22 protein-coding genes are annotated in these 26,462 nt (G+C 50.5%); 4 read left to right on the forward strand and 18 right to left on the reverse strand.

The genetic code is table 11. From position 1 onward, the window contains the following. Window positions 1-97: 97 nt before the first annotated feature. The 9 genes from HMPREF9431_RS11210 to HMPREF9431_RS11250 form a co-directional block, all read right to left on the reverse strand. Window positions 98-1,273, reverse strand: a complete 1,176-nt coding sequence (locus HMPREF9431_RS11210; protein WP_004381421.1) for an OmpA family protein — start codon at window positions 1,271-1,273, stop codon at window positions 98-100. Between the two features lie 122 nt (window positions 1,274-1,395). After that, window positions 1,396-3,228: a DNA mismatch repair endonuclease MutL gene (gene mutL, locus HMPREF9431_RS11215; protein WP_004381422.1), complete on the reverse strand. Its 1,833-nt coding sequence runs from the start codon at window positions 3,226-3,228 to the stop codon at window positions 1,396-1,398. Further along, window positions 3,225-3,512, reverse strand: coding sequence for a hypothetical protein (locus tag HMPREF9431_RS11220; RefSeq protein WP_004381423.1), 288 nt, complete (start codon window positions 3,510-3,512; stop codon window positions 3,225-3,227). Before HMPREF9431_RS11220 ends, mutL begins: the two co-directional genes overlap by 4 nt. Next, a complete protein-coding gene (locus HMPREF9431_RS11225) occupies window positions 3,512-5,158 on the reverse strand; it encodes an OstA-like protein (protein WP_155813028.1) in 1,647 nt (548 codons plus the stop codon). Before HMPREF9431_RS11225 ends, HMPREF9431_RS11220 begins: the two co-directional genes overlap by 1 nt. Window positions 5,159-5,178: 20 nt before the next feature. Next, window positions 5,179-6,618, reverse strand: a complete 1,440-nt coding sequence (locus HMPREF9431_RS11230) for a peptidylprolyl isomerase (protein WP_040561625.1) — start codon at window positions 6,616-6,618, stop codon at window positions 5,179-5,181. Between the two features lie 34 nt (window positions 6,619-6,652). Further along, window positions 6,653-8,056 carry a peptidylprolyl isomerase gene (locus HMPREF9431_RS11235; RefSeq protein WP_004381426.1) on the reverse strand — a complete coding sequence of 468 codons (1,404 nt, stop codon included), beginning with the start codon at window positions 8,054-8,056 and terminating at the stop codon, window positions 6,653-6,655. 7 nt (window positions 8,057-8,063) lie between these two features. Next, window positions 8,064-9,548 carry an IMP dehydrogenase gene (gene guaB, locus HMPREF9431_RS11240; RefSeq protein WP_040561626.1) on the reverse strand — a complete coding sequence of 495 codons (1,485 nt, stop codon included), beginning with the start codon at window positions 9,546-9,548 and terminating at the stop codon, window positions 8,064-8,066. Between the two features lie 295 nt (window positions 9,549-9,843). Next, window positions 9,844-11,898 carry a PorE family type IX secretion system protein gene (gene porE / locus HMPREF9431_RS11245; RefSeq protein ID WP_004381428.1) on the reverse strand — a complete coding sequence of 685 codons (2,055 nt, stop codon included), beginning with the start codon at window positions 11,896-11,898 and terminating at the stop codon, window positions 9,844-9,846. 3 nt (window positions 11,899-11,901) lie between these two features. Then, window positions 11,902-13,956, reverse strand: coding sequence for a DNA topoisomerase 3 (locus HMPREF9431_RS11250; protein WP_004381429.1), 2,055 nt, complete (start codon window positions 13,954-13,956; stop codon window positions 11,902-11,904). Window positions 13,957-14,184: 228 nt separating this feature from the next. On the opposite strand from HMPREF9431_RS11250, the gene cdd reads away from it, so the two are divergent. From cdd to HMPREF9431_RS11270, 4 genes are read left to right on the forward strand one after another with little or no spacing between them, the layout of a single operon-like run. After that, window positions 14,185-14,667 carry a cytidine deaminase gene (cdd, locus tag HMPREF9431_RS11255; RefSeq protein ID WP_004381430.1) on the forward strand — a complete coding sequence of 161 codons (483 nt, stop codon included), beginning with the start codon at window positions 14,185-14,187 and terminating at the stop codon, window positions 14,665-14,667. A 30-nt stretch (window positions 14,668-14,697) separates the two neighbouring features. Next, complete coding sequence (locus tag HMPREF9431_RS11260; protein WP_004381431.1) at window positions 14,698-15,435, forward strand: (Fe-S)-binding protein; 738 nt, start codon at window positions 14,698-14,700, stop codon at window positions 15,433-15,435. A 28-nt stretch (window positions 15,436-15,463) separates the two neighbouring features. Next, window positions 15,464-16,858: a lactate utilization protein B gene (locus HMPREF9431_RS11265; protein ID WP_004381432.1), complete on the forward strand. Its 1,395-nt coding sequence runs from the start codon at window positions 15,464-15,466 to the stop codon at window positions 16,856-16,858. Between the two features lie 3 nt (window positions 16,859-16,861). Next, entirely contained in the window at window positions 16,862-17,452 is a 591-nt protein-coding gene (locus tag HMPREF9431_RS11270; protein WP_004381433.1) for a LutC/YkgG family protein, read from the forward strand. A gap of 155 nt (window positions 17,453-17,607) precedes the next feature. Here HMPREF9431_RS11270 and HMPREF9431_RS11275 read toward each other — a convergent pair whose 3' ends face one another. The 9 genes from HMPREF9431_RS11275 to HMPREF9431_RS11315 form a co-directional block, all read right to left on the reverse strand. Continuing rightward, on the reverse strand, window positions 17,608-18,483 hold the full coding sequence (locus HMPREF9431_RS11275; protein ID WP_004381435.1) for a DUF6261 family protein: 876 nt from the start codon (window positions 18,481-18,483) through the stop codon (window positions 17,608-17,610). Between the two features lie 495 nt (window positions 18,484-18,978). Further along, a complete protein-coding gene (locus HMPREF9431_RS11280; RefSeq protein ID WP_004381437.1) occupies window positions 18,979-20,082 on the reverse strand; it encodes a DegT/DnrJ/EryC1/StrS family aminotransferase in 1,104 nt (367 codons plus the stop codon). Next, the gene (locus tag HMPREF9431_RS11285) at window positions 20,079-21,017 is read right to left on the reverse strand and encodes a GNAT family N-acetyltransferase (RefSeq protein WP_004381438.1); all 939 of its coding nucleotides are present in this window, start codon (window positions 21,015-21,017) and stop codon (window positions 20,079-20,081) included. The genes HMPREF9431_RS11280 and HMPREF9431_RS11285 overlap by 4 nt, the downstream gene beginning before the upstream one ends. Continuing rightward, window positions 21,005-21,445, reverse strand: coding sequence for a sugar 3,4-ketoisomerase (locus HMPREF9431_RS11290; protein WP_231287820.1), 441 nt, complete (start codon window positions 21,443-21,445; stop codon window positions 21,005-21,007). Before HMPREF9431_RS11290 ends, HMPREF9431_RS11285 begins: the two co-directional genes overlap by 13 nt. 15 nt (window positions 21,446-21,460) lie before the next feature. Beyond that, complete coding sequence (gene purT, locus HMPREF9431_RS11295; RefSeq protein WP_040561627.1) at window positions 21,461-22,621, reverse strand: formate-dependent phosphoribosylglycinamide formyltransferase; 1,161 nt, start codon at window positions 22,619-22,621, stop codon at window positions 21,461-21,463. Window positions 22,622-22,694: 73 nt separating this feature from the next. Then, complete coding sequence (gene rfbB / locus HMPREF9431_RS11300) at window positions 22,695-23,846, reverse strand: dTDP-glucose 4,6-dehydratase (RefSeq protein WP_004381441.1); 1,152 nt, start codon at window positions 23,844-23,846, stop codon at window positions 22,695-22,697. A 6-nt stretch (window positions 23,847-23,852) separates the two neighbouring features. Further along, the gene (locus HMPREF9431_RS11305) at window positions 23,853-24,359 is read right to left on the reverse strand and encodes a metallophosphoesterase family protein (RefSeq protein ID WP_004381442.1); all 507 of its coding nucleotides are present in this window, start codon (window positions 24,357-24,359) and stop codon (window positions 23,853-23,855) included. Continuing rightward, window positions 24,356-24,979: a cytidylate kinase-like family protein gene (locus tag HMPREF9431_RS11310; RefSeq protein WP_004381443.1), complete on the reverse strand. Its 624-nt coding sequence runs from the start codon at window positions 24,977-24,979 to the stop codon at window positions 24,356-24,358. Before HMPREF9431_RS11310 ends, HMPREF9431_RS11305 begins: the two co-directional genes overlap by 4 nt. Before the next feature lie 4 nt (window positions 24,980-24,983). Continuing rightward, the gene (locus HMPREF9431_RS11315; protein WP_004381444.1) at window positions 24,984-26,339 is read right to left on the reverse strand and encodes an MATE family efflux transporter; all 1,356 of its coding nucleotides are present in this window, start codon (window positions 26,337-26,339) and stop codon (window positions 24,984-24,986) included. Between the last annotated feature and the right edge of the window lie 123 nt (window positions 26,340-26,462).

Below are 26,462 nucleotides of genomic sequence, written 5' to 3' on the forward strand. Positions count from 1 at the left end.
TAAATCGGTGAGAAAAATAAAAGCCTCCATCCAAAATATGGACTGAGGCTACATGATGTTGTGAGCGCATAGACGTTAGGTGTCTATATTCTTCGTATTATTCCACAATCTGTACGGTTGCACGACGGTTATAGTCGACAATTTCGAGCGTATTTACACCGCCACCTGCAGCTGTTTTAATCTTAGAGCGGTCAACACCCATCTTCACTAACTCGTCAACAACGGTGTTTGCGCGGTCAGCAGACAGCTTTTGATTGATGGCAGCCGAACCTGTTGCAGCGTCAGCATAGCCCGTAACGAGCAGATTGCAGTTGTTTTCTATTGCATATTTTGCAAGTGCACGCACGTTAACCAAATCCTTTAACGAGGCAACATCAATCTTACCAATGTTGAAGAATACCGAGATTGGGGTATTGATAAATTCGGTAACGCTCTTCGTCATCACCTCTTTTTGCACCTTAGGTTTAGCGGCTAAGTCCTTACGTAATTGTGCATTTTCAGCATTTAAATCGTTCAACTGTGCGTTGAGGGCATCGATTTGCGATTGTGACATCGTCTTGATGGCCTCTACATCGGGTGTCTTGTTCCATGAAGCCTTCCCCAAGTTGAAAGTCAAACCCACCTCTGTATAAAGGTGATTGTCTTTGCTTTCCCAAAAACGATCGTGCTTGTGGCTGAGCGAAGCAACGGCTGTATGGCCATCAAAATCAGCTTCCATGCGGTTAAAACCTGCTTCAAGATAGAGGTTTAGGTTGCGGCAAAGCTGCCAAGATGAATTCAGACCTGCGCTTAAGGCCATTGAATATTCGTTGGTTGTGGTGTTTCGAGCGATGCCGGCACCCATAAACGGTGTGAGGTTCCACACGCGATTGGGGTTGTAGCCCAGGAACAAATTGCTCAAATTAAACATCACTTGCTCGTTAATGATCCAGAAATGCGTCCTCTCTATCGTTGCAGGACCGATGGTTTTTGCTTGCCATGCCTGTCCTTTGGTGCGCAAACCAATGCCTGGTGTGAACCATTTTCCGAAGGCAACCGACGCTCCAAAAGTTCTGCGGTTCTTAGAGAAAAAGTCGTAGGCTCCACCATTATCTAAGCCACGACCATGCTCTTGGTCGGAATACCAAATGTTGTAATCACCACCAACCTGAATAAACCAGTTGCTCCAAAAAGAGTTTGTTGAAACACTATGCTTAAGCGTTGGATCGCTATTTTGTGCAAAAGCACCCATTGAGAGGCTTGCCAAAGCTAAACCTAAAACAATCTTTTTCATTTTGTTAAATTAATATTATCAATAAAATTATCTATTCTAATTAGTCGTCAGCGTTGTAATTCGTTTGACGTTGCAAAGATAAGTGTATTTTTTTTACTATCCTTTGTTTTTGCGATAATTTTTTAATTAAAAAGTTTTTCAATATCTTCTTGTTGCAAAATGGTCAAAATATTTTTGCCATCGGGTGTATAATTGGGGTTGGTTGAGGCGAAAAGCTGATTAAAGAGGTTATCCATCTCTTCATTGCGCAAGGTTTGTCCGGTGGGAATAGCTGCTTTGTGTGCCATGACCAAGGCCAGAGCCGAGTTGATTTCGCTTCCCATCTGTGTGGTTTTCTCTTGTGCAGAGGCGAGCATGTCGTGCAGCAGTTCGTCGGCTTTTGCACCTTCCAAATGGGTGGGAACAGCCTGGATGGCATAGGTTGTGCCCCCCATGGGGGTGATTTCAAATCCTAACTTCTGCATTTCGGGCATGATTTTCGCCAATGTCAATGCCTCGTTGGCTGTTAATTGCACATTCTCTGGAAACAGCATCTTTTGCGCTAAGCCTTCGCGTTGGTCTAACTTTGCCAAATATTCGTCATGCAAAATGCGCACATGTGCACGATGCTGGTCGATGAGCATAAGCCCCGATTTTACAGCCGTCACAATATATTTCCCCTTGTATTGGTAATGGTTGGGGCCGTGTGCCGTGGTTGTCTCATCTTCAAAAGCATCGCTTTTACTTGCCAATTCAGTCGTGTTTGCAGGGAAAAGCGTTGCATTTTGCTCGTCAATATGGCCCACTTTGGTGTAGAGTTCGTCCCACTTTTCAACGGGCTTTTTCGGCTGATAGTTGGCCGAAGCGCTACGGAAGGGGTTATAGTTGGGATTATATTGCAGGGTGGGGGCGGCAATATGGTGGTCAGAATCGAACACCGGAATGTCGGGACGCCCGTTGGTATCGAAATCAATAGCAGGCACATCGTTAAACATGCTGAGTGCATCTTTCACGGCAGCTGACAAGATTTGCCATATCGCCTGCTCGTTTTCAAATTTTATTTCGGTTTTCGTGGGATGAATATTCACATCAATGTCGCCCGGATTCACATCGAAGTAGAGAAAATAGGGCACTTGCTCGCCCACGGGAATGAGGCGTTGGTAGGCCTCCATCACAGCTTTGTTGAAATAGGGATGCTTCATATAGCGCCCATTAACAAAGAAATATTGGTGCGCACCTTTTTTGCGTGCTGCCTGCGGTTTGCCCACAAATCCCGAAACTTTACACATCACTGTGTCGATGTTGAGGGGCAGAAGGTCTTGATTGAGCCGCTTTCCAAAGATGTCAATGATGCGCTGCCGTGGCATGCCTGCACGCAGATCAAACAAGAGTGTGGTGCCGTTGCGCAGGGTGAAGTTGATGTCGGGATAGACCAAGGCAATGCGTTCAAAGGCCGTGATGATGTTGTTGAGCTCGGTGGTGTTCGACTTTAAGAACTTTCTTCGTGCAGGAACGTTATAAAAGAGGTTCTCAACCGAGAAATTACTACCACGTGCTCCCGAACAAGGTTCTTGCCCAATGACTTGCCCACCGGCGATAGAAAGGTGGGTACCTATCTCTTCATGTTCCAACTTTGTCCTAAGTTCTACCTGTGCAACAGCGGCAATCGATGCTAAAGCCTCGCCGCGAAAGCCCATCGTTTGCAAGGCAAAGAGGTCGTCGGCCTGACGAATTTTGGAGGTGGCATGGCGCTCAAAGGCCAACCGGGCATCAGTGTCCGACATGCCTTTTCCGTCGTCAATGACCTGAATCTTTGTCTTTCCGGCATCGACAACCAACACATCTATCGACTCAGCACCGGCATCTACGGCATTCTCTACCAATTCTTTGATGACCGATGCCGGGCGTTGTATCACCTCGCCTGCTGCAATTTGATTGGCGACGGAGTCGGGTAAAAGTTGGATAATATCACTCATGCGCGTACAAACACTATATAATAAAACACCGCTATCAACAGCAATACCACCGCAATCTGCACGAAAGCACCCCCTCTTCCCGCTGCTTTTCGATGGTGTGTGGCGCGGGGCATGGCTTCGCGGAAAGCTTTTCTCAGCGCCTCTTTACGTGCTTCTTCAGACGGAGCAGACGCCTTTTCGTTGCGTGCGCGTGCTATCAGCTGTTGCAAGCGTTCTTTTCGCTCATCCACATAGATATAAGGATGGTGGAAACGGCGGGGAGTAGGTTGACGGAAAAATCCCATTACGGTGTGTCTTTAAATTGTTGTAAGGGAGCCGCACGGCGCGGAATGGCTTTCAAAACCGCATCGGCTGCTTTGCCTCTCCACACAAAAACATCCTGAGGATCGGTGGGACGTAGTTGCTCGAACCATGCAAATTCGGGCAACTTCAGTTTGGTTGGAGGGATTTGTGTCATCGGATACATCACACCTGTGTTCTTGGGTGTCCACATTTTCTCTAACTTTCGGTCGGCCGAAAGAAACATTTTGAGCGTGTCGGTCTCCATATAAAGATGGCCTTGCAGGGTAGAATCTTTCTCATCTATGGGATAAAAAATCGTCTTTACATTGCCAAAAGCCACCATTCGGCGCACCTTCCCCTCCACGAAATAGGTGTTTATCTGTCGAGAAGAAAGCTGGTTGAAATGCTGTTTGTCGGGAATCTGTTCCACGCTCAACGCTTGATGGATGACCTGTGCTTCGCGAATGGTGCTGTCTTGGAAATAGACTTTTATCACTTCGCCTAAGATTTGTCGGTTGGCATTCCACACAATCGGGTCGCGATACATCGTCATGCACGAGTCTTTGCTATTCATGACCAACGAATCGCAGATGGCTTGCACATCGCTTCGATAGGCTTTGACATGGCGAAAGCAGTGCACTTCGCGATAAACCGAGTCGGTGTTGAGGTGGAATGTGTAGACCTTCATCGAGTCGGCATGCAGATAAAGGGTGTCGCCTTGCGAATAATCCTTGGCTAAAGCGCGCCCTGTGGCAAAACCATAGCCCGTTTTTTCGTTGTAAGAAAGGCGATGGGCTAAGAGTTGATTCTTATGGCGTTTGTCCACATAGACCACGTTTCCGAGGCCTCGTGCCAAGCCCGTTTTCTTGTTGTAATATAGGCTATCCCCGGTAATATCTTTCTCTTTATCCGAGACGGTGGAGCGTCCAAAGAGTTCGGTGTGGTCGGTTTTGTTGTTAAAATAGCCATCTTGCGTGGTCACCACGCTACCTTCTTGCACAATTTTGCTTGGTCCAACGACATGTGCCAACGAGGTTTTCGTGTCATAATGCAACTCATCGGTGGTGACAATGCTCTTGCCGTTGTGCATTTTCACATTATACCAAAAGGTGGCTTCGCGCGTCTTGGTGTTGTAATCGCCCCAATCCGATACCAAACGGTCTTTGCCATCCACCAATCTTCCACCTTCAAAGAAATAGGCGTACTCGTTAAAACGGTCGTAATCTAAGCTGTCGGTATAGAGCGTTTGGCGACCATGCCGCAAAACAACATTCTTACGGGCTTGCAACAACTGCCGCATGCCATCATAAGCCGCACGCTCTGCCGTCATCGAAAGCCCTTTTCCCTGCACATAACGCACGTGGCCAAAGGCCTTAACCGAGTTGGATTGCTGATAGAAATAGGCACTGTCGCACCACAAGGTAGCGCCTTTGTGCTGGAATTGAACACGTCCTTTCACGATTTGAGCATCGGGAATAGGGCCGAATTGGTCGAACTTCAACTCGTCGGCATGCACTAAAAATACGCGGTCGGCTTGTTTGTCGGTTGGCTTCTTTACGGAATCCGAGAGGCCTATCGATGGGAAAAGACACCATAAAAGGCATAGCATCATCGCAAAGATCATGCTACGCCTTTTATTTTTCATCATCCACCGCACGCTATTCATCGTTATTTCACCCAACCTTGGTATTCAAAATCACAATTCTTATAGCGGTCGTCCATGCGGATATAGGTTTCTTTAATCTTCTTCACCACCCAGTCGTGCAATTTTTTCTCACTCGCTTTTTGCTGGACAATGGCTTGCATGGCTTGGAAATCTTCTGTGATTTTAGCACGATGCCCCGGCACTCTATTGACTAATTTCACAACCGCTGCCACGGTTTTTCCTTTGCTATCGACCATTTTAAAAGGCGCAGAAAGTTCGCCAACCTTCAGCTTTTCGACCTCAGCAGCCACTTCGGTGGGTAAGTTTTTCATCTGAATGCGCGACGTGATTTTGTTACTTAGCGGGTCGCTATAGGCCATAAGCCCGTGGTTGTTGCGGGTGTCTTTATCCTCGGAGAGCACGGAACAGGCATCTTCGAACGAGAATTTTCCCGCCTTAATGTCTGTTGTGATGGAGTCGAGGCGCCCCATAGCTTGCTTGATTTCGTCGTCGGTGACTTTGGGTTTCAGCAGAATGTGGCGCACTTTGATGCGGTCGCCCCGCTTGTCTATCAACTGAATGATGTGATAACCAAACTCAGACTCTACAATCTTTGAGATTTTCTTGGGGTCGGTGAGGTTGAAAGCGACACTCGCAAACGCAGGGTCTAAAGAGCCACGCCCAATATAATCCATCTCACCTCCTTGGCGAGCTGAGCCCGGATCTTCGGAATAGAGGCGCGCCAACGTGCTGAATGAGGTCTCGCCTTTGTTCACACGATCGGTGAAACTGCGCAACTGATCTTTCACACGATTAATTTCTGTTTGCGGAATACGCGGTTTGCGCACCAATATTTCCACCTCAACCTCGGTGGGAATGAACGGGATGCTGTCTTCAGGAAGGTTCTGAAAATAGTGCCGAACATCGGCCGGTGTGACCGAAACATTGGCCATGAGCTTTTGTTTCATCTTTTGAATGAGGCGGTTGTTCTTCACATCGTCGTGCAAATCGTTGCGGATTTGCGAGATGCTCTTGCCCTGATACTCCTCCAATTTCTCACGCGAGCCGGCCGAATTAATCCAAAAGTTGATCTGTTGGTCTACGGTTTGCGCAATTTCCGATTCGGTAACATCGAGAGAGTCGATGGCTGCCTGATGTAAAAAGAGTTTCTGAACAGCAATCTGTTCAGGGATAGCGCAGTCGGGATTGCCTTTCCATTTCATGCCTTCCATCTCGCCTTGTAGGCGCATTTGCTCTACGTCGGACTTCAAAATGGGTTCATCTCCCACCACCCAAATCACTTCATCGACGATGCTATGCTCGGGGATAATGGCCTTTTTGGTTGCTACACTATCGGCTTTCTGGCGGGTTTGTTGTGCCTGTTGCTGCGCATTAGCCGAGACACCTATTAATAAAAGGGTGCCCATGAAGCCTGCCATGTATTTTGCTCCTTTATTTTTCATTGCTTTTTCGATATGCTTATTTTTTATTATTTCGTTATTTAATCGTTTCTTCTAATAGGGCATCGTTCACCTCAACGGCATATTTCTGGCGCAGGTGCGTTAACCATGCCTGTTGTTGTTGCTCTTGATAGTCGGCCTTCACCCACATCAATGCGTCGAGAAATGAGGGCGGAGCCTTAAATTTCTTGCCCCAAACGCCCACGAAAGGGTAGGAGGCAGGGGCTTTGTCATCGTTGCCTCGTTTGAAAATGGCGTAATCGACAGCCGCATTTTCGTCCTGCATAAACCAGCCATCTATCACTTGCACACGCTTCGTACTGTCGGTGTTTAGCGCAGCTTCGATGCACTGTTTCCATTTCGTAACGGGCTGTTTGCGAATGCTTTTTTTGGCTTGTGCCAAGTCTTTCGCCGTTGCGGCATAGCAAACCACACCTTGGAAGCGTGGCGAAGTCCACCGATAGCGCTTTTTGTTTTGTGCAAAGAAGCGTTCCCATTCGGCGGTGGTGCCGGGATGTTTCTGCCAAACTTCTCGTTGTAACACGGCCAACACCATGAGTTCATTGCGGAAATCTTGCAGGGTAGCAGCGGGTATTAGCTTGGAAGCAGCAACGCAGACCGTGCTGTCTTTGCCTGAAGTGGGCTTTGACTCCTGCTGCATAGCTCGTAATTGCTGGCGTAAACGGCGTTGAGAAATGAGCTTCAGCAGTCCATTGCGCACCTCTTCGTAGGCAAAATAAGGCTGGCGTGCGATGACCTTTAATATATGATAGCCCGCCGGCGAAACGAAAACATCGCCCCATGTGCCGAGCGGTTGCTGCTGCATCTGCACTTCAAACTCTGGCAAAGTCTCGCCTGGATAAAGCCAAACCCCTTGTTCTTGGTGCTCCGTAGCATCGATATCGTCGGCATAACGTGCTAAGAAAGGGGCGGCATCAGCTCCTTGTTTCAGCGCTGTGGCAATGGAGTCGGCCAACAGTTTGGCTTGCTGCTCTTCGCGCTTGGAGGCTTGTTGTGGCAATTTCACGAGCAAAGCCTGCACCAGTGTCATACCGCCTGCAGCATCCACACGCTGCTTTCGCCGTTGATAAAGCTGTAAGGCTTCGGTCTCTATTGACGCATCAACTGGCTGTGTGCCCACACAAGGCAACTCGTCAGCAGATGCCATCGGTTGTCGAATGGTGGACAACGTGTCTAACCGTGCCTCACGTGCAGCTGCCAACATTAATTGAAAATCAACAAACCGCTGGCGTAAAGTCTTCAATGAGGGCTGTCCAAGCTGCGCCTGTTGCCGTTGCTTTTGGCAATAGCGCTGCCAGGTGGTCGCCCGAACAGGCTGCCCATTGACGGTCATCACCACCGCATCGGCCGATTGACCAAAAGCCATGCTCCCCGAAAGAAGCATGGCCACAAAAAGGGTGATGGACTTATCAATCAACATAAACTCGTTATTCAGGACGTGAATAGTTGGGCGCTTCGCTAGTGATGGCAATGTCGTGGGGATGGCTTTCCAACACACCGGCGTTGGTGATGCGCACGAAGCGTGCTTGATTGAGCGCTGCAATCGAGGCTGCACCACAATAGCCCATGCCCGAACGCAAGCCGCCGATGAGCTGATAAATCACCTCCTGCACGGTACCTTTATAGGGCACACGACCGGCAATGCCCTCGGGAACGAGCTTCTTGGCATCGCGAATGTCGTTTTGGAAATAGCGGTCGCGCGAGCCATTCTTTTGCTCCATGGCTTCAAGCGAGCCCATACCGCGATAGCTTTTGAATTTACGACCATTGAAAATAATCGTTTCGCCGGGACTTTCTTCGGTGCCGGCAACGAGCGAACCAATCATCACGCAGCTGCCACCGGCCGCCAAAGCCTTCACGATATCGCCCGAATAGCGCAGTCCGCCATCGGCAATTAAGGGAACGCCCGTACCTTTCAGCGCCGAATAAACATCGTAAACGGCGCTCAGCTGGGGCACACCTACGCCCGCAACCACACGCGTGGTGCAGATGGAACCGGGGCCAATGCCCACTTTCACGGCGTCGGCACCATGGTCGACCAAATATTTTGCAGCCTCGCCCGTAGCCACATTGCCCACCACAACATCCACGTTGGGGAAGGCGGCCTTCACCTGTTGCAGTTTCTCAACCACGCCTTTCGAGTGCCCATGCGCCGTGTCGATAACAATAGCATCCACACCTGCCTCGACCAACGCCTGCGCACGCTCCAGCGTATCGGCCGTCACGCCCACGCCGGCAGCCACACGCAACCGCCCTTTCTCGTCCTTGCAGGCAATGGGTTTATCCTTGGCTTTCGTAATATCTTTATAAGTAATCAGGCCCACCAAGCGGTTATCTTTATCCACCACGGGCAGCTTTTCGATTTTATTCTCTTGCAGAATTTGCGCAGCGGCCGCCAAATCGGTGGTCTGATGCGTGGTAACAAGATTTTCATGGGTCATCACCTCGTCGATGAGCTTGTCCATGTGACCTTCAAAACGCAAATCGCGATTGGTCACGATGCCCACCAAACGGTTGTCGTCGTCAACCACAGGAATGCCGCCAATGTGGTATTCACGCATGATGGCCAGCGCATCTTTCACGCGCTTTCCCCGGCGAATCGTCACGGGATCGTAAATCATGCCGTTCTCGGCACGCTTCACAATAGCCACTTCGTGCGCCTGCTCTTCGATGCTCATGTTTTTATGAATCACACCAATGCCGCCTTCACGCGCAATGGCAATGGCCATCGAAGCCTCGGTGACGGTGTCCATCGCGGCCGTAACGAAAGGCACATTCAAAGAGATGTGGCGTGTGAAAGGCGTTTTCAGCGTAACCTCTTTGGGCAATACTTCAGAATAAGCGGGAATTAAGAGGACGTCGTCGAAGGTGAGACCGTCCATCACGATTTTGTCTGCAACAAATGATGACATAGGGATACGTATAAAAAATTTATTGCGTGCAAATGTAGTAATAAATTTGGAGCCGACGCATGGTTTCCCCGTTTTTCTAAGGTGCATTAAGGGTATTTAAGGAAATAACGCATCCACAACGGGGCGATGGCAGATGAATGCGCCACACACAATCCATCTTACGCGGAATATGTTGCGGTGGCAGCCATGTGGATGTTCGCCCCCTGCGCATTTTGCTTGAGAGAATTGCGCGCGGATGTATGATAGAGAGGGGAGAATCAATCTATAATGGACTACACGTTGTAGCAACATTCCGTTAGAAAGCTATCTCGGGGGCATTGGTGTTTGCATGCTTGTTGGTGGGTTTCGTTGCGCTTTCTTTCGGTTTTCCCTGCGCATCAAATAAGCCGTAAGTGGTGCGCAACACGCGGAACTCCGTGCGGCGGTTGAGCTGATTGCACACTGCTTGCTGCGCTTTTTCTAACGAGGCGATGAAGGTTTCGCTGAGCACATCGCCTGCTTTAAGCCACGGATAGCGCTCGGTGAGTTTCGGCGGCACGATTTTCGGCTTCGATTTTCCATAGCCCACAGCCGTTAGTCGGTCTGCCCGGATGCCGTGTGCAACGAGATAGCGTACCACATTTTCGGCGCGCTGCTGCGACAGGCGTTGGTTGTAGGCTGCCGAACCACGGTCGTCACAGTGGGCCGAGAGTTCGATGGTGACGTGTGGATTCTCATTCAGCAGGGTCACCAATTGGTCTAAGGCGGCGGTAGATTGGGGTAGCAGGGTGGCTTTGTCGAAGGCGTAGAAGATGTTGTCGATGAGCACGGGCGCTTGGATGGAGGCCAAGGGGAATTGCAGCGCGTAGACCTTTGCGCTGTCGATGGTGTCGATGTGCAGTGCTTCCTGGTGGTTGAGGAAACCATCGCAGGTGGCTAACAGCAGATAGTCGACGCCGGGTTTCACTACTTTGGTGAACGCCCCGTTGCTGCGCACACTCAGCTTTTCGTTCGTTCCGTCATTGCCCACGAGGTAGACTTGCGCCTGTGGCAGCTCGTAGCCATCGCGCTCGTAGACCCAGCCCTGAATGGTTTGCGTGACGTCGGGACATTCGAAGCGGTAGAGATGGTCGTAGCCGCGCGCATCGTTGCGGTTGGAAGCGAAGAAACCGCGCATGTGGCGGCCTTCGAAAGTCATACCGAAATCGTCGGCCGAACTGTTGACGGGCACGGGCAGACGGCTGATTTCTATTTCATGGTGCGGTTTAAATGTGGCGCAAAATAGATCCAATCCGCCCAGGCCCGGGTGCCCATCGGAAGAGAAATAAAGGTCGCCATTGGCGCGAAAGGTAGGAAACATTTCGTTACCCGGCGTGTTGATGGGGGTGCCAAGGTTCTCGATAAAGCCGATGCCTGTGGGCGTTAGCTGCGCACGCCACAAGTCAAGTCCGCCCTGTCCGCCAGGTAAATCCGACACGAAATAAAGCCATTTGCTATCGGGCGAAACGGCAGGATGGGCAAATGTGGCAAGCGTGTCACGGGAGAGGCGTAATGGCTGCGGGTTGCTCCAGGTAGCATCGTGGCGCTGGGCTGTCCAGACCTGTGCGTAACGCGGTTGCGAGGGATGGGTGGTGCAGCGCGTGAAATACATCGTTTGCCCATCGGGTGAAAAGGTGCAAGCACCATCTTCGTAGGCCGAATTGACCGCGCCAGCCATGGGCTCGGGGCGGCTCCATGTGCCTTTGTCATTTTGTTGTGTGAAAAAGATGTCGCAGCTTTTGGTGCCCGTCACGCCATTGAGTTCATTGCCTAAAGCCGTTTTGCGCGACGAAGTGAAATAAAGTTGGGTGGCATCGCCCGGCAACAGCATGGGTGCATAGTCGGCTTGCGGCGAATTGAACGATGTCATCGGCTTCACGCGGTAGTGGCTTTTCTGCGCTTTCCACGCTGCCGCTTGTTGTGCTGACAGCAGGCCGTTGCGCCAAAGTGGGTCGGTGGGTAGTGAGTCTTTCAAGGCTTCGAAGGCACGTGCGGCGTTTTGATATTGGCCAGCCTTGAGCAAAAGACGTGCGAAAGTGAGGCGGTCGTGCAATGTGGGCTGTCCGTAGCGCAAGCCCGTTTGGTAGGCAGCGAGTGCGCGTGGTGTAGCGTTGAGCCGGTTGTAGCAGCGTGCCATTTGCAATGAAACTGCGCCCTTGCGTGCTTTCTCCTTGGTCGGTAGTTGCTGATAGACTTTGCGATAGGCAGCCGCCGCATCGGCATATTCACCTATTTGCCAAAGTTTATCAGCCTTTCGCAGCGTTTGGTCGACACCGCAAGCGCAGCAGAGGCAAGCCAGCAACAGAGAGAGCAATGTGCGTGTGGTAGACATCGGCTATACTTTTGCGTCGGTTTTAAAAGGCAAAACGAACTTGCAACCCGCCTGCCATTGGCTGCATCCGTAGGCTGTGCGCCCCTTAATGATTTGCCCTTTGCCGCAAAGAGGGCAGGGCTGTCCGATGAGACTGTCAGAGGGCGTTAGTGCGACGGTCTTTTTCTTTGCAGCAACAGATGATTCCTTTTTTGTCGAACGTTTCTTTGTTGGCTTCTTCTTCTCTTCCTCTGTGATGATGGTGACGCGGCGATTGCTATTGTCGCGCAGCACGTCGGTCACAATGTTGGTGATTTGTTGCTTCAGCTCGGCAATGAATTGTGCAGCATTATAGCGCTGATGCTCAATGTCGCGGAGCTTTTTTTCCCAAATACCCGTTAGCTCGCAGCTTGTGAGTAGCTTTTCATGAATCATGTCAATAAGTTCGATACCCGTGGCAGTCGCGACCAAATTCTTGCGTTCTCGGCGAATGTAATGGCGTTTGAAGAGCGTCTCAATGATGCTTGCGCGGCTTGATGGACGCCCAATTCCGTTCTCCTTGAGTGCCAAACGCAGTTCCTCATCGTCGACAAACTTACCCGCCGTTTCCATGGCACGCAGCAGTGTTGCTTCGGTGTAGAACTTTGGTGGTGTGGTTTGTTTCTCGGTCAATGTGGGCGTGTGTGGGCCACTTTCCCCTTTCTTAAATGCGGGAAGTACGCCCGTCTCAGGTGTGTCGCCGTCGGAGTTCTCTTTGCCGTCGGCATGCTGATAGAGTGTGCGCCAGCCGGGTTCGAGAATTTCTTTGCCCGAAGTTTTAAACGCAATGCCATCTACCTCACCTTGAACGGTCGTGGTGGCAAATTTGCAATCGGGATAGAACACGCTGATGAAACGCATGGCAATGAGGTCGAAGACGTTTTGTTCGCGCTGCGTCAGTCCCATCACCGGCATGCCCGTTGGGATGATGGCGTGGTGATCGGTCACCTTGCTGCTGTCAAACACCTTTTTGCTCTTCGGTAATTGCTTGTTGAAGGGCGCCAACTGATGAAAGGAAGCTTCATATTTGGGCTGGCTATCTATCTTCGACTGGCTGAGCCCATTCAGTATCTGCGGGCACTTGGGATAGATGTCCTCGCTGAGATATTGCGTGTCGACGCGCGGATAGGTGGTGAATTTGCGCTCGTAAAGTGTTTGGATGAGGTTGAGCGTGTCTTCTGCGGAATAGCCAAATTTGCGGTTGCAATCCACCTGCAGCGAGGTGAGGTCATACAAAAACGGCGGCGCTTCGGTGCCTTTCTTTTTTTGTACGCTCGTGATTTGCATGGGCTTTCCTTCGATGGTTGCGAAAGCTTGCTCGCCCTCCTCGCGACTTAGAAACTTGCCCGAGGTGGCCGTAAATTGCACATCGCGATAAATCGTGGCCAACACCCAATAAGGCTCTGGCTTGAAGTTGTCAATCTCTTTCTGTCGGTTCACTATCAATGCCAATGTGGGAGTTTGCACGCGACCAATGCTGAGCACCTGTCGGTTCTGTCCATACTTCAGCGTGTAGAGACGCGTTGCATTCATTCCCAGCAGCCAGTCGCCAATGGCACGGCTCAATCCGGCAAGATAAAGCGGTTCATATTGTTGCTGATCCTTAAGCGAAGCAAAGCCTTGCTTGATGGCTTCGTCGGTCATCGATGAAATCCAAAGTCGTTTCACGGGGCATTTGACGTTAGCCTTTTGCATGACCCAACGTTGAATGAGTTCACCCTCTTGTCCCGCATCACCACAGTTGATAATCTGATCGGCGGCTGCAAATAGTTTCTCGATGATAGCGAATTGCTTGGCTATACCATCGTCGGGAATGAGCTTAATGCCAAATCTGCTCGGTATCATGGGCAATGCGCCCAAACTCCAATGCTTCCAGTTCTCTTGATAATCATTGGGTTCTTTCAGCTCACACAGGTGCCCGAAGGTCCAGGTCACCTGGTAACCATTCCCTTCCATGTAGCCATTTTTCGCTTGATTAGCGCCAAGAATGTGTGCAATATCCCTTGCCACACTGGGCTTTTCGGCGATACAAACAATCATATTTCTTTTCGTACTTAGGCTTGCAAAGTTACGAAGAATTGTTGATAAAGTTGTCGCGTGACAAGAATAGCCGCGAAATTGCCGCGCGATTCCTATCATTTTCGTGGCGAATATGCGCGATATTTCCACGCAAATTGGCGCATTGTTTGAAAAAAGAACCGACTTTTGCACCTACTTAAGATTTACTTTGTACCTTTGTATCCCAATCATAAATAAGGTAGGAGCATCATGAGCAAATTGAAGATAGAAATAGATTACGATTTCTGTCAATGGAGCGAACTAACTGAACAGGATAAACAGCTGATTAAACATGCCAAAGAAGCTGTCCGCAACAGCTATGCCAACTATAGCCATTTTCATGTGGGCGCGGCGTTGCAGCTTCACGATGGGCGCATCGTCATCGGTGCCAATCAAGAGAATGCCGCTTTCCCGTCAGGACTTTGTGCAGAGCGTGCCGCCATATTTGCAGCACAGTCACAAGCTCCCGAGCAAGCGATTGATGCTATCGCAGTGGCGGCACATAACGAAGAAGCCTTTCTCAACGACCCCATCTCTCCGTGCGGCGCTTGCCGACAAGTCATGCTCGAAATGGAGGATCGCTACAAGCAAAATCTGCGTGTCTTGCTTTATGGGACCGCCGGAATCTACGTTTTTAAGAGCGTCAAAGACCTCATGCCTTTCGCCTTTGTCGATGAGAATATGCGAAAATAGTGCAATCAGATTGATTTTTTACAAAACATTATGAAAGTAGGACTGTTTGTTCCTTGCTATGTCGATGCGATGTATCCCGAAGCGGGCATCGCAACCTTCAAATTATTAAAGCATTTTGGTATCGAGGTGAGTTACCCCGAGAAACAAACTTGTTGTGGTCAGCCCATGGGTAATGCCGGGTTTGAAGACATGGCCGAGCCCTTGGCCAAGAAGTTTAACGATATGTTTACTGATGTCGACTACGTTGTAGCCCCATCCGCATCGTGCGCCTCGTATGTGAAGTTCTTCCATCCGCGCTTGCTCAAGGGCGAGCACCCCTGTCTTGCCTCCGCAAAGACCATGGACATCGTCGCGTTCCTGCATGATGTGCTCAAGATTAAAGCGCTGCCCGGAAGCTTCCCACATGTGGTCAGCGTGCACAACAGCTGTCACGGCGTGCGCGAATTGCGTCTCTCCGCACCTTCCGAGGAGCACATCGCGCCCTATAATAAGATTGTCGATCTCTTAAAACTGATGAAGGACATCACTGTGCGCGAGCCCGAACGCAAGGATGAGTGCTGCGGCTTCGGTGGGATGTTTGCTATCGAGGAGCCCGCCGTGTCGATTCGTATGGGCGAAGACAAGATTGAACGGCATATCGCTACGGGAGCTGAATATGTCACCGGTGCCGACAGTAGTTGCCTCATGCACATGGCTGGTATTGCCAAGCGCAAGAAGAAACCCATACAGTTTGTGCATGTCAGCCAGATTCTGGCCGCTGGATTATAACAGAATGTAGACCAAGAAGAAACGAGCAATGAGTACACTACATGCAAAGAATGCTGCGGCATTCAACAAAAACCCCGAGAAGGTGGCGCGCCACGACAAGACGTTCTGGAAGGTGCGCATGGACCACGACGCCGCAGCTGCGCAACTGCCCGAATGGGAAGCGCTGCGCGACTTGGCCAGTAAGATTAAGAAACACACCATCACGCATCTTCCCCACTACTTAGAGCAGTTCACCGCAAACTTAGAATCGCGCGGCGTCATCGTACATTGGGCGGCCGATGCCAACGAATTCAATGGCATCGTGCTTGATATTCTGCGCGCACACAACGTGAAGAAGCTCATCAAGTCCAAGTCGATGCTTACCGAGGAGTGTGCGATGAATCCTTATCTCATCGGGCAGGGTATCGATGTTGTCGAAGGCGATTTAGGCGAACGCATTGTGCAACTCAAGAAGCAACGCCCCAGTCACATCGTCATGCCTGCGCTCCACTTGACGCGCGAAGAGGTGGGCGACCTTTTCGAAGAGAAGGGCATCTCGCACGCAAAAGGAAACAACGATCCGAGCTATCTCACACATTGCGCGCGCCTCAGTTTGCACCATGAGTTCATGGAAGCAGAGGCCGGCCTCACCGGATGCAACTTTGGGGTGGCCGACACAGGCGACATCGTAGTGTGCACCAACGAAGGAAACGCCGACATGGCCACCTCGATACCCAAACTCCACATTGTGGCGATGGGCATAGAGAAGCTTCTGCCCAATTATGAGAGTCTGGCGGTCTTCCATCGCTTGTTGGCGCGTTGCGGCACGGGACAGCCCGCCACCGCATTCACCTCGCACTTCCGAAAGGCACGTCCGGGAGGAGAAATGCACGTGGTGCTGGTCGATAACGGCCGCAGTAACATCTTAGAAAGCGAGGAGCACCGGCAAATCCTGCAATGTATTCGTTGCGGAGCCTGCATGAACACCTGCCCCGTCTATCGGCGCAGTGGCGGACACAGCTATACCTACGTCATCCCCGGTCCGATAGGCGTCAGTCTTGGCATGATGCACAATCCCACGTTTGAGTACAACAACGTGAGCGCCTGCTCGCTCTGCTTGAGCTGTGATAGCGTCTGCCCAGCCAAGGTGGCGCCCGGAAGCCAAATCTATATCTGGCGCCAAAGCTTGTCGCAGATTGGAAAGGCCGATCCGCTGAAGCGCGAAATGTCCGTTGGGATGGACGTGCTCTTTGAGCACCCCGACCTTTATCAGGCGGCGTTGCGCATGGCACCTTTGGCCAATCTCGTGCCCGAGTCGATGACCCATTTCACGCGATTGAACCCTTGGGGCATTGGGCATACGAAGCCCGAGTTTGCTAAGAAGTCCTTCCATCAGTTGTGGAAAGAAGGAAAGGTGGATGGGATGAAACACAAAAAGAAGTAACCGATGAAAAAGGAAGAATTTCTGAAACGCCTGCGCAGCAAGCAGGTGGCGCCGTTCGATATGCCAGCTATCGACATCAATCCGCTCACGTTCGACGACGTTAAGCGCAAGTTCATTGAAACCTCGGAAGCTGTCGGCGGACAAGTGATAGAGGCCGCAGCCGGCGACAACCTCAGCGCTATCATTCGGAAGGCCTACCCCAATGCCAAACGCTTTGCCAGCAACGTGGCGGGCATCAGCGCCGACATCAATCCCGACAGCGTGGCCGAAGCGGCCGATTTAGATGGTACGGATGTGGGCATCGTGCAAGGTGCGCTGGGTGTCGCAGAGAATGGTTGCATTTGGGTGCCGCAGACGATGAAGGAGAAAGCCGTATGTTTCATCGCCGAGAACCTTGTGATTTTACTCTCAAGCAAGGCGCTCGTGAGCAACATGCACGAGGCCTATCGCCGCATCGAGATGACCGACTACGGCTTCGGTACGTTTATCAGCGGTCCCAGCAAGACGGCCGACATCGAGCAAGCGCTGGTCATGGGCGCGCAGGCGAGCCGTTCGACCACGATTGTGTTGATTGACGACGACGAAAAACAGTAGTGGTTGCGACTTGCGCATGTTTCCTCAAAGTGAAACCAATGTTTAAAAAACAATGCGGATAGACTCATGAAGTCTATCCGCATTTGTTTAATCGAGAGACATTGTGCCGCTATTCAGTTGCCATGCGACGACAACATTGCGACACAGCTACATAGCTATTTTTTAGGTGTAATCTCCACCTCGCCATGATCCTTTCCACCGTTCTTCTTCTTATCCTCTGGATTTCCGCCATCCTCAGGTTTTTTGCCATCAGGTTTCTTGCCTGCGTCATCAGGCTTTTTCTTGTCGCCTCCCGGTTTCTTGTCAGGGGCAGGATTCTTGCCCTCGTCCTTTTTCTTATTGCTCGGCAATACCTCTTTCTTATAGTGGCTTACTTGCTCGTTCATCTTATCGACAAAGTCCGCATAGTCGGCTTCGCCCTCTACCACAACAAAGGCATTCACCTTGTCAACCAATTTGCGGTAGGCCTTGTTTGCTTCTTCTTGCGCAGCGCGTAACTGCCCCGTAATCTTCGCTGCGCGTTCATTCGCACGGTTCTCGGAGTGAGTGCGCAACTTATCGTTGGCTTGCTTCAAGGCATCTACCACCTCGCCCAAGTTAAGGGCAGTCACCTCGGCCGTAAATTTGTTTTGCAAATCATCAATGAGATTCAGCAATAAACCCGTTTCGCGGTCCAACTGCATTTTGGGGTCAATCGCATAGTCTTTTATCAGCTGCTCCAAATGTTTGGCGTGCCTCACAAGTTCCTCGTTAGGATGATCTTTGAAAAAGGCAACAGCCCTTTGCAAGGTGCGATAGTATTTCCCACGCAGTTTATCAGCCGCTTTGATTTCGCGACTCAGCAAACTGGCTTGGGAGAGCTTCAATGCTTTGTCTTCGGCTTTAAAGGCCGTTTCTAATGCCGTCAATTCTGCGGCGACCTTCGTCTTCACTTTTGCGTCGGCTACTACGCGTTTCACCGCGTCGGTAATAAACAAGAAATGGGCTCCATTATTGAGGTGCACCAAGTCAACATTTAAAATCTTTTTCATAATTAAAGGTTTTGATTTATAAAATAATAAATGAACTCACTCTTTGCTAAAATTCAAATTCTAACATGTTTGCGGAACCTTCCGCAAACATGATTCCGCTCGGGAATGACTTGCGGAAGGTTCCGCAAATGTGATTCCGCTCGGAAACAGACTTGCGGAAGATTCCGCAAACGTGATTCCACTCGGAAACAGACTTGCGGAATGTTCCGCAAACGCGATTCTGCTCGGAAACAGACTTGCGGAAGGTTCCGCAAACATGATTCCACTCGGGAACAGACTTGCGGAAAGTTCCGCAAATATGTCGATTTTCGGATTTTTGCTTCATTCAAACCCATTTGAGGTGAAGCTGTGCTGCAGATTGCTTCCTTTTGCATTCTCTTTAGCTTTTTAGTTTGGCGGGTTAGTATTGTTGCCACAAATATAAAGGTTTTCTTTTAAAGTGCAAAGAAAAATGAGCAGAAAAGAAAGAAAAATAGTTTGCGCAATGCAAAAGTATCAATGCGCAAGGGGAAAAGTGTTAATGATGCGGCTCACGAAGCATATCATTTCCTCGGTCATGAGCGGATGGCAGGGCAAGCTAAGTTCCGTTTGTGCAATGCGCTCTGTAATGGGCAAATGGAGGCTGTTCCATGTCGGGAAGCAACGTTGCTTATGGGGTGGAATGGGATAGTGAATGTGAGTTTCAATGCCGTTTTCTCCAAGATAGCGTTGTAACTTATCGCGTTGTGTACAGAAAATAGGAAAAACATGATAGACCGAGTTTAGCGCAGGCAAGAAAGCAATTTGTGGATGATTGATGTGGGCTTGATACTGCTGTGCAACCTCTTTGCGGCGCGCATTGTCGACGTCAAGCTGTTGCAATTTATCCAAGAGAATGGCCGCTTGCCATTCATCCATGCGGCTATTAAGGCCGCGATAGTCATTCGCATAGCGCGTTCGCTCCCCATAATTGGCTATGCTGCGCACCGCAAACGCCAATCGCTCGTCGTTGGTGGTGACGGCACCTGCATCGCCCAGCGCGCCGAGGTTCTTGCTGGGATAGAAACTGTGCGCAGCGGCATTTCCGAGGCTGCCCGTGTGTTGGCCGCGGAACAATAGGCCGTGGCCTTGCGCATTGTCCTCGATGAGCAGCAGCTGATGCTTGTCGCAAAGCTGCTTGATGGTGTCGGTATAGGCACAAATGCCATAGAGATGCACCAACAACACTGCGCGGGTGCGCGACGTGATGGCGCGCTCGAGCAAGCTGTCATCGATTTGCATATCGGCCATGCGCGGTTCAATCAACACGGGTGTGAGCCCGTTCTCGGTGATGGCGAGGATTGAGGCGATGAATGTGTTGGCTGGCACAAGCACCTCGTCGCCCGGTTGCAGCCTTCCCAATTCGATATAAGCGCGGAAGATGAGCTGCAAGGCGTCGAAGCCATTGCCGCAACCTATGCAATGCTGCGTGCCGATGTAGCGGGCATAGGCTTTTTCGAATTGCGCTGTGGCATCACCCTTAAGATAACGCCCGCTGCTTAGAAGCTGCTGGGTTGCATGGTGGATGGTGTCGCGGAAGCGTGCATTGAGTTGGCGCAAGGGAAGATATTCAATGTTCATAGTGTCCATTCATAGGTGTCGCAGCAGACCGTTCGTCCGCCAAAACCTTCCTTTTGGTAAATTAAGTTTGTATTGAGGTAGCGACCTTCGTGCTCGGTTGATTTGCCGAAATCAAAATAGCCGCGATGCGCATAACGTTCGGTAATAAGCTTGTGCAGCAGCGCATCGAGGGCGTGCTGCTGTCGACCAAGCTTGCTCGTGGCAAGATATTGTGTGTGCACGGTGGCGCCATAGTCGTAGACGACAGCGCCGGCAAGTAGCGTTGCAGTTTGTCGTGCGATAAAGAGTTGAATGTTTTGTGGAAAGCGTGCGTGCAGCAAGCGCATCTCTTCTATGGTGTGTGTCGGCAGAGTGTGATGACGTTGTTGCAGGTTTTCGGTGAGTAGCAGCCAAAAATCTTCCCAGCGCTGGCTTTCTTCGACGATAATCCCCTCGGCTGTAGCCTTGCGAACCCCCGTGCGACGGTCTTTCCGCCAGGCGAGAGGCTGTTGCAAATTGATGACGGTAGAGGCCTCGCGAGCAACAAGTTGTGGATGTGCCGTTCGAAAGATGGCATAAAGGTCTTCTTCGGTGGGAAGGCTGTGGAAAGGCCATGGCGCGGGTTTATAGACCATTTTCTGAAAGCCGCAAGCTTTTAGATGAGCCAGAATTTGCGTGAACACATCGACGACAGGCGCACACGTGGCCGAAGGTTGCAAAAGCAGCCCACCGAAAGTGAGTCCCTGATGGGAATAAAACGTGCGGCCCACGGCATGGCCAGGGAGCACTGCATAGAGCTGGTTGCGGCGATAAACCATGAGAGAATGATCGGTGAAACGTTGCTTGTGATAGTCCATGTAAGGACGAAGAAACAAGAAAAGACCGTTTTTAGCCGTGTGCACAAAGGCATCCCACTCGGCGGCTTGGCTGGGCTGATAGGCGTTTACTTGAAACATTGTCGATAGGCCTTAAAGTGGGCATAATCGTTGATGTAACCCTCGGTATTATAGAGGTCTTCGGCCAGCACAAGGCAGATGGCGTCGGGCGAGAAGTGGCTGAGCTGGCTCCACATGCCTTTTTCGATGAGCAAGCCTTGTTGGGGGTGGTTCAGCACGTAGTCACAACGTTGCGTGCCATCGTCTAAGGTCACCACAAACGAGCCGCAAATGGGCACAACCACTTCGCTGCATTGCAAATGGGCATGGCCGCCACGCGTGGCATTTGCGGGCACATGGTTGATGAAGAAGACGCGCTGAATGACGAAGGGGAGTTGTTTCGCCACTTCAGCGACAAAAAGATTGCCGCGTTCGTCGGCAATCTTATTGAAATAGATGCGTGGGGCTTCGTTTGCGCCATGCATCTCTTGCGGGGTTACGGGGTTCATTTTCGTTGCGAAGGTCTACGAAATAATGGTTTGGGCGAGGCGCTTGGCTTTGCTTCTTAGCGCATCGATGTCGCTCCCCACTTCGTCATAGCAGAGCACAATCCCCATGCGGCGGCCAACGTGCTGCGTGGGTTTTCCGAAAATTCTCACGCGCGTTCTGTCCTCGCTGAGGGCTGTGTCGAGGTGATATTCGGGCGCGCTGTCGGTCGTCTCCTTTGCTAAGACCACCGCACTGCAGCCGCAATGCTCCAGATGGATGGCGGGAATGGGCCATCCCATGATGGCTCTGAGATGCAATTCAAATTCGCTGAGATTGGTGGTGTGGCCGAGCGTCACCATGCCTGTGTCGTGAGGACGTGGGCTAAGTTCGGAGAAGATGATCTCTCCGCGCTTGGTCTTAAAGAACTCTACGCCCCAGATGCCGTAGCCGGTGAGTGCCTCGGTCACCTTTCCGGCCATGGCTTCGGCTTGCTTGAGCGCGCAAGCGTCAATCGCATAGGGTTGCCAGCTTTCACGGTAATCGCCACCTTGTTGCGTGTGTCCGATAGGGGGACAAAAGAGCGTTTGACCATGTTTCTGGGTGACGGTGAGCAAAGTAAACTCGGAATCGAAGTCGATAAACTCTTCGATAATCACTTCCTTCACATCGCCACGTCCTTCCTCCATGGCATCATGGAAAGCCTGTTCCAATTCAGCTTCGTTATGCACGTAACTTTGTCCGTGACCGCTTGAACTCATGAGTGGCTTAACGACGCATGGGAATCCAATGTCTTCGGCAGCGACTTTAAACTCGGAAAATGTCTTGGCATAGTGGTACTTGGCTGTGCGGATGCCCAGTTCGCGCGATGCTAAGTCGCGAATGGCTCTGCGGTTCATCGTAAAATTGGCTGCGCGTGCCGACGGAACCACCTGGATGCCCTGCTTTTCGAAATCGAAGAGCTTCTCGGTTCGGATGGCTTCAATCTCGGGGACAATGATGTCGGGCTTATGCTTGTCGACAACTTGCGCCAAGGTTGCGCCATCGAGCATATTGAATATTTCGCACGTATCGGCCACTTGCATGGCTGGCGCAAAGGGGTATTTGTCGCAGGCCACGACATAGAGGCCCGCCCGCTTGGCCGCGATGGTGAATTCTTTGCCTAATTCACCCGACCCTAATAGCATAATCTTTTTCATTGTTGTTGCGGTTTGAGGTTAGTAGAGGTGTCTATGCAGGAAGTTGCTTGCGATAGACACCTTTTTGTTGTTTCTATTTCTTTCCGTACATTTCCTCGTAGTAGCGTTGATAATCCCCCGAGGTAACCTCCTTGATCCACTCTTGGTGAGCGAGATTCCACTCGATGGTTTTCACGATACCATCGGCGAACTTCGTTTCCGGATACCAACCAAGCTCTTGCTTGATTTTTGTTGGGTCAATCGCATAGCGTTGGTCGTGTCCCAATCGATCGGCAACGTAAGTAATGAGGTCATTATTAATCCAACTGATGTCGATATCGCCTTGCGCATCCTTAACTTGTTTGCGCAACACCGCGCGAAGTTCTTTCCGCGTGGCCATCATGTTGCGGATGGTTTCGATGGTGAGTTTCACGATGTCGATATTCGTCATCTCGTTGTGTCCGCCAACATTATACACTTCGCCATCGCGTCCCTCGCGCACAACTAAGTCAATCGCCTTGCAATGGTCTTCAACATAGAGCCAATCGCGCACGTTTAAACCTTGCCCGTAGACGGGGAGCGGTTTCCCTTCTAAGATGTTGTTAATCATCAGCGGAATGAGCTTCTCCGGAAAGTGGTAGGGGCCGTAGTTGTTGGAACAGCGCGTAATCGTGGTGGGCAAATGATAGGTGTCGTGATAAGCCATGACAATCATATCGGCGCTGGCTTTGCTCGCGCTGTATGGGCTGTGTGGACATAGCGGTGTGCGCTCTGTAAAGTAACCTTCGGCGCCCAGCGAACCGTAAACCTCGTCGGTAGATACTTGATGATAGCGCTTCCCGGCCTTAAACGTAGGATAACCTTGCTCATCCTTTCCCGTCATCCAGCTTTTCTTAGCCGCATCTAACAAGTTCTGCGTGCCTAAGATGTTAACGCTTAAGAAAAGTTGTGGGTCTTCGATGCTGCGATCAACATGACTTTCGGCGGCAAAGTTAACCACGAAGTCGATGTCGTGTTCCGCAAAGAGTTGCTCGACGAGTTGGCTGTCGCGGATGTCTCCCTTCACGAAAACACAGCGTTTACCGTCGATGTCATCTTTAATCGTACCGAGATTTCCGGCGTAGGTCAAGGCATCGAGCACCACGACCTTCACATTTTCATCGTTTCTATACTTCTTATGAAGCAAATACTTCACAAAATTAGCGCCGATAAAGCCGGCAGCTCCTGTTACAAGATACGTTTTCATAAACTATCATTTAATTTGTTTTGTTCCTAATGTAATCACTTCGCAATCATCAAACTTATTGCCGTTGATGGTGAGCCTCACGAGTGTACGTTGCTGATGCCAGCCCTGCAAGCCTGCTGCACCGGGATTGATGTGGAGCAGATGGAGGTTTTTGTCCGACATCACCTTTAAGATATGCGAATGTCCTGAGATGAAAAGCTGCGGCGGATTGGCGTATATCGTCTGTCGAATGCTGCTGTCATAACGCCCGGGATAGCCGCCAATATGTTTCATCAGCACGTCAACCTCCTCACATTTGAAGCGCAAAACTTCGGGGTAGCGCGCGCGAATATCATATCCATCAACGTTCCCATAGACCGCTCTGAACTGCGGCCCCATCGCCTCGAAGCGATTGCATAGCGCCAAGGAACCGATGTCACCTGCATGCCAAATCTCGTCACATCCGCATAGGTATTGCTCATATTTATCGTCCCAATAAGCGTGTGTGTCACTGATGATGCCAATTTTCTTCATAGGTTGAAGCGTTGTCGAACGAAGGCTGCAATGAAGTTAGCCGTCTCCTCTAAACCCAATCGGCTGCTGTTCACGCAGAGATCGTAGCTGTTGGCCGCGCCCCATCGCTTACCGGTGTAGTAATTATAATAGGTGGCGCGGGCCTCTTCCTTCGCCGTAATAAACTTGTGTGCCGCTTCTTCGTTGCAATTTCTGCGTTCCATCACGCGTGCTATGCGGTCGTTGAGGTCGGCTGTCACAAAGATATCGAGCCTGTTTTTGTGCTCGCGGAGGATGTAATCAGCGGTCCTTCCCACAAAAATGCAGTTGCCTTCGGCTGCGGCTTTTAAAATCGCATCGCTTTGAAACTGATATAAGCTCTCTTGGGACAGGTCGTTTTTATAGAAGTTGTTCTCGCCGATGAGCGGCACGTTGGCGTGGAACAGCGTGCGGAAAAAGCCCGTCTTTTCGTCGTTTTGTTCAAAAAACTTCTCGCTAAATCCACTTTCTTTGGCAGCTAAGTTGAGCAACTCGCGGTCGTAGAGTTGATAACCAAAGCAAGTAGCGAGTTGCGTTGCGATGATATGTCCACCGCTCCCAATCTGCCTTCCAATGTTCAGGATAATGTTTTTGTTCTCCATGTGTTTATTGTAGCTGTTGTTGTTGGAATTTCTTCATATAATGTTTCATCATCCATGCAGCGATAACGGTTGAAATAAAATCGCTCGTCGGCATGGCATACCACACGCCATCCACATGATAAAACAGGGGCAGAATGGCCAAACAAGGAAGTAAAATCAATAATTGTCTGGACAAAGAGAGAAAGATGCTCACCTTCACTTTGCCAATACTTTGGAAGAAGTTTGTGATGACCATCTGGCAGCCCACGATAGGATAAACCAACATGGCGAGGCGAATGGCCTTGATGCCCAATTGAATGAGTGTGGGGTCTTTCGTGAATGCGCGTGCACAATAATAGGGACCAAATATGGCAATGAGCCATCCGGCGGTCATAATGGCGGTAGCTGCAACCACCGATAGCTTCACCACACGCAACATTCTATCTAACTTCTGTGCACCATAATTATATCCAGCAATCGGTTGCATGCCTTGTGTCACACCCATTACGAGCATCGCAAAAATGATAATGATACGGTTGGCGATGCCAAATGCACCCACATCGAGGTCGTTGCCATAATGCACCAACTGCAAGTTGATGAAGATAACCACCACGGTAGCACACACATTCATCGCAAACGGCGAGATGCCTATGCTGATGATATTCTTCACTAAGTCGCGGCGTAGCCTATAGATGCCGCGCTTCAAGTGCAGCAACTCCTTGGAATTGCTAAACACTTTCATCTGCCACACCAACGCAATAATCTGTGCCAATATCGTGGCATAGGCCGCTCCGGCGATGCCCCAGTCAAAAAGAATGATAAAGATGTAGTCGAGCAGCGTGTTCATCAGCACGGTGAAGATGGTGGCAAACATTGCTAAACGGGGCTTACTTGCCGCACGAAGGATGGCATTCATGCCAAAATACATGTGCGAAAACACGTTACCCGCTAAGATAATCACCATGTAGTCGCGTGCAAAAGGCAACGTGGCGTGGCTTGCTCCGAAGAACAAAAGTATGGGGTCGAGAAATAAAAGTGTGACAATCGAAAATGCGATACCAATCATCAAGTTCAAGGTGATGGTGTTCCCTAAGATGTTTTCTGCCGTAGCATAGTCTTTTTGTCCCAACTTCACCGAGATGGAAGTGGCGGCACCTATGCCCACCGCTGCACCAAAGGCACTGGCCAAATTCATAAAAGGAAAGGTGATGGCCAAGCCCGAGATGGCTAAAGGACCTAAACGTTGGCCAATAAAAACGCTGTCCACAATGTTGTAAAGCGATGCAGCTGTCATGGCTACAATAGCGGGTAACGCGTATTGTAGCAATAATTTTCCAACGGGTTGTGTCCCTAACTGTAGGGTAGCCTCTTTGTTGTCCATGTTGCAAAAGTACGAAATAAATTTCATTCTTGTTTCACATTCCTACGATAAAAAGGCTTGATAAAAGGGAACTTTTCCTACCTTTGTCCCAAATGATAACGCATTTTCAACACTAAAGTGGAA

The organism is Segatella oulorum F0390 (genome assembly GCF_000224615.1).
Taxonomy (GTDB): domain Bacteria; phylum Bacteroidota; class Bacteroidia; order Bacteroidales; family Bacteroidaceae; genus Prevotella; species Prevotella oulorum.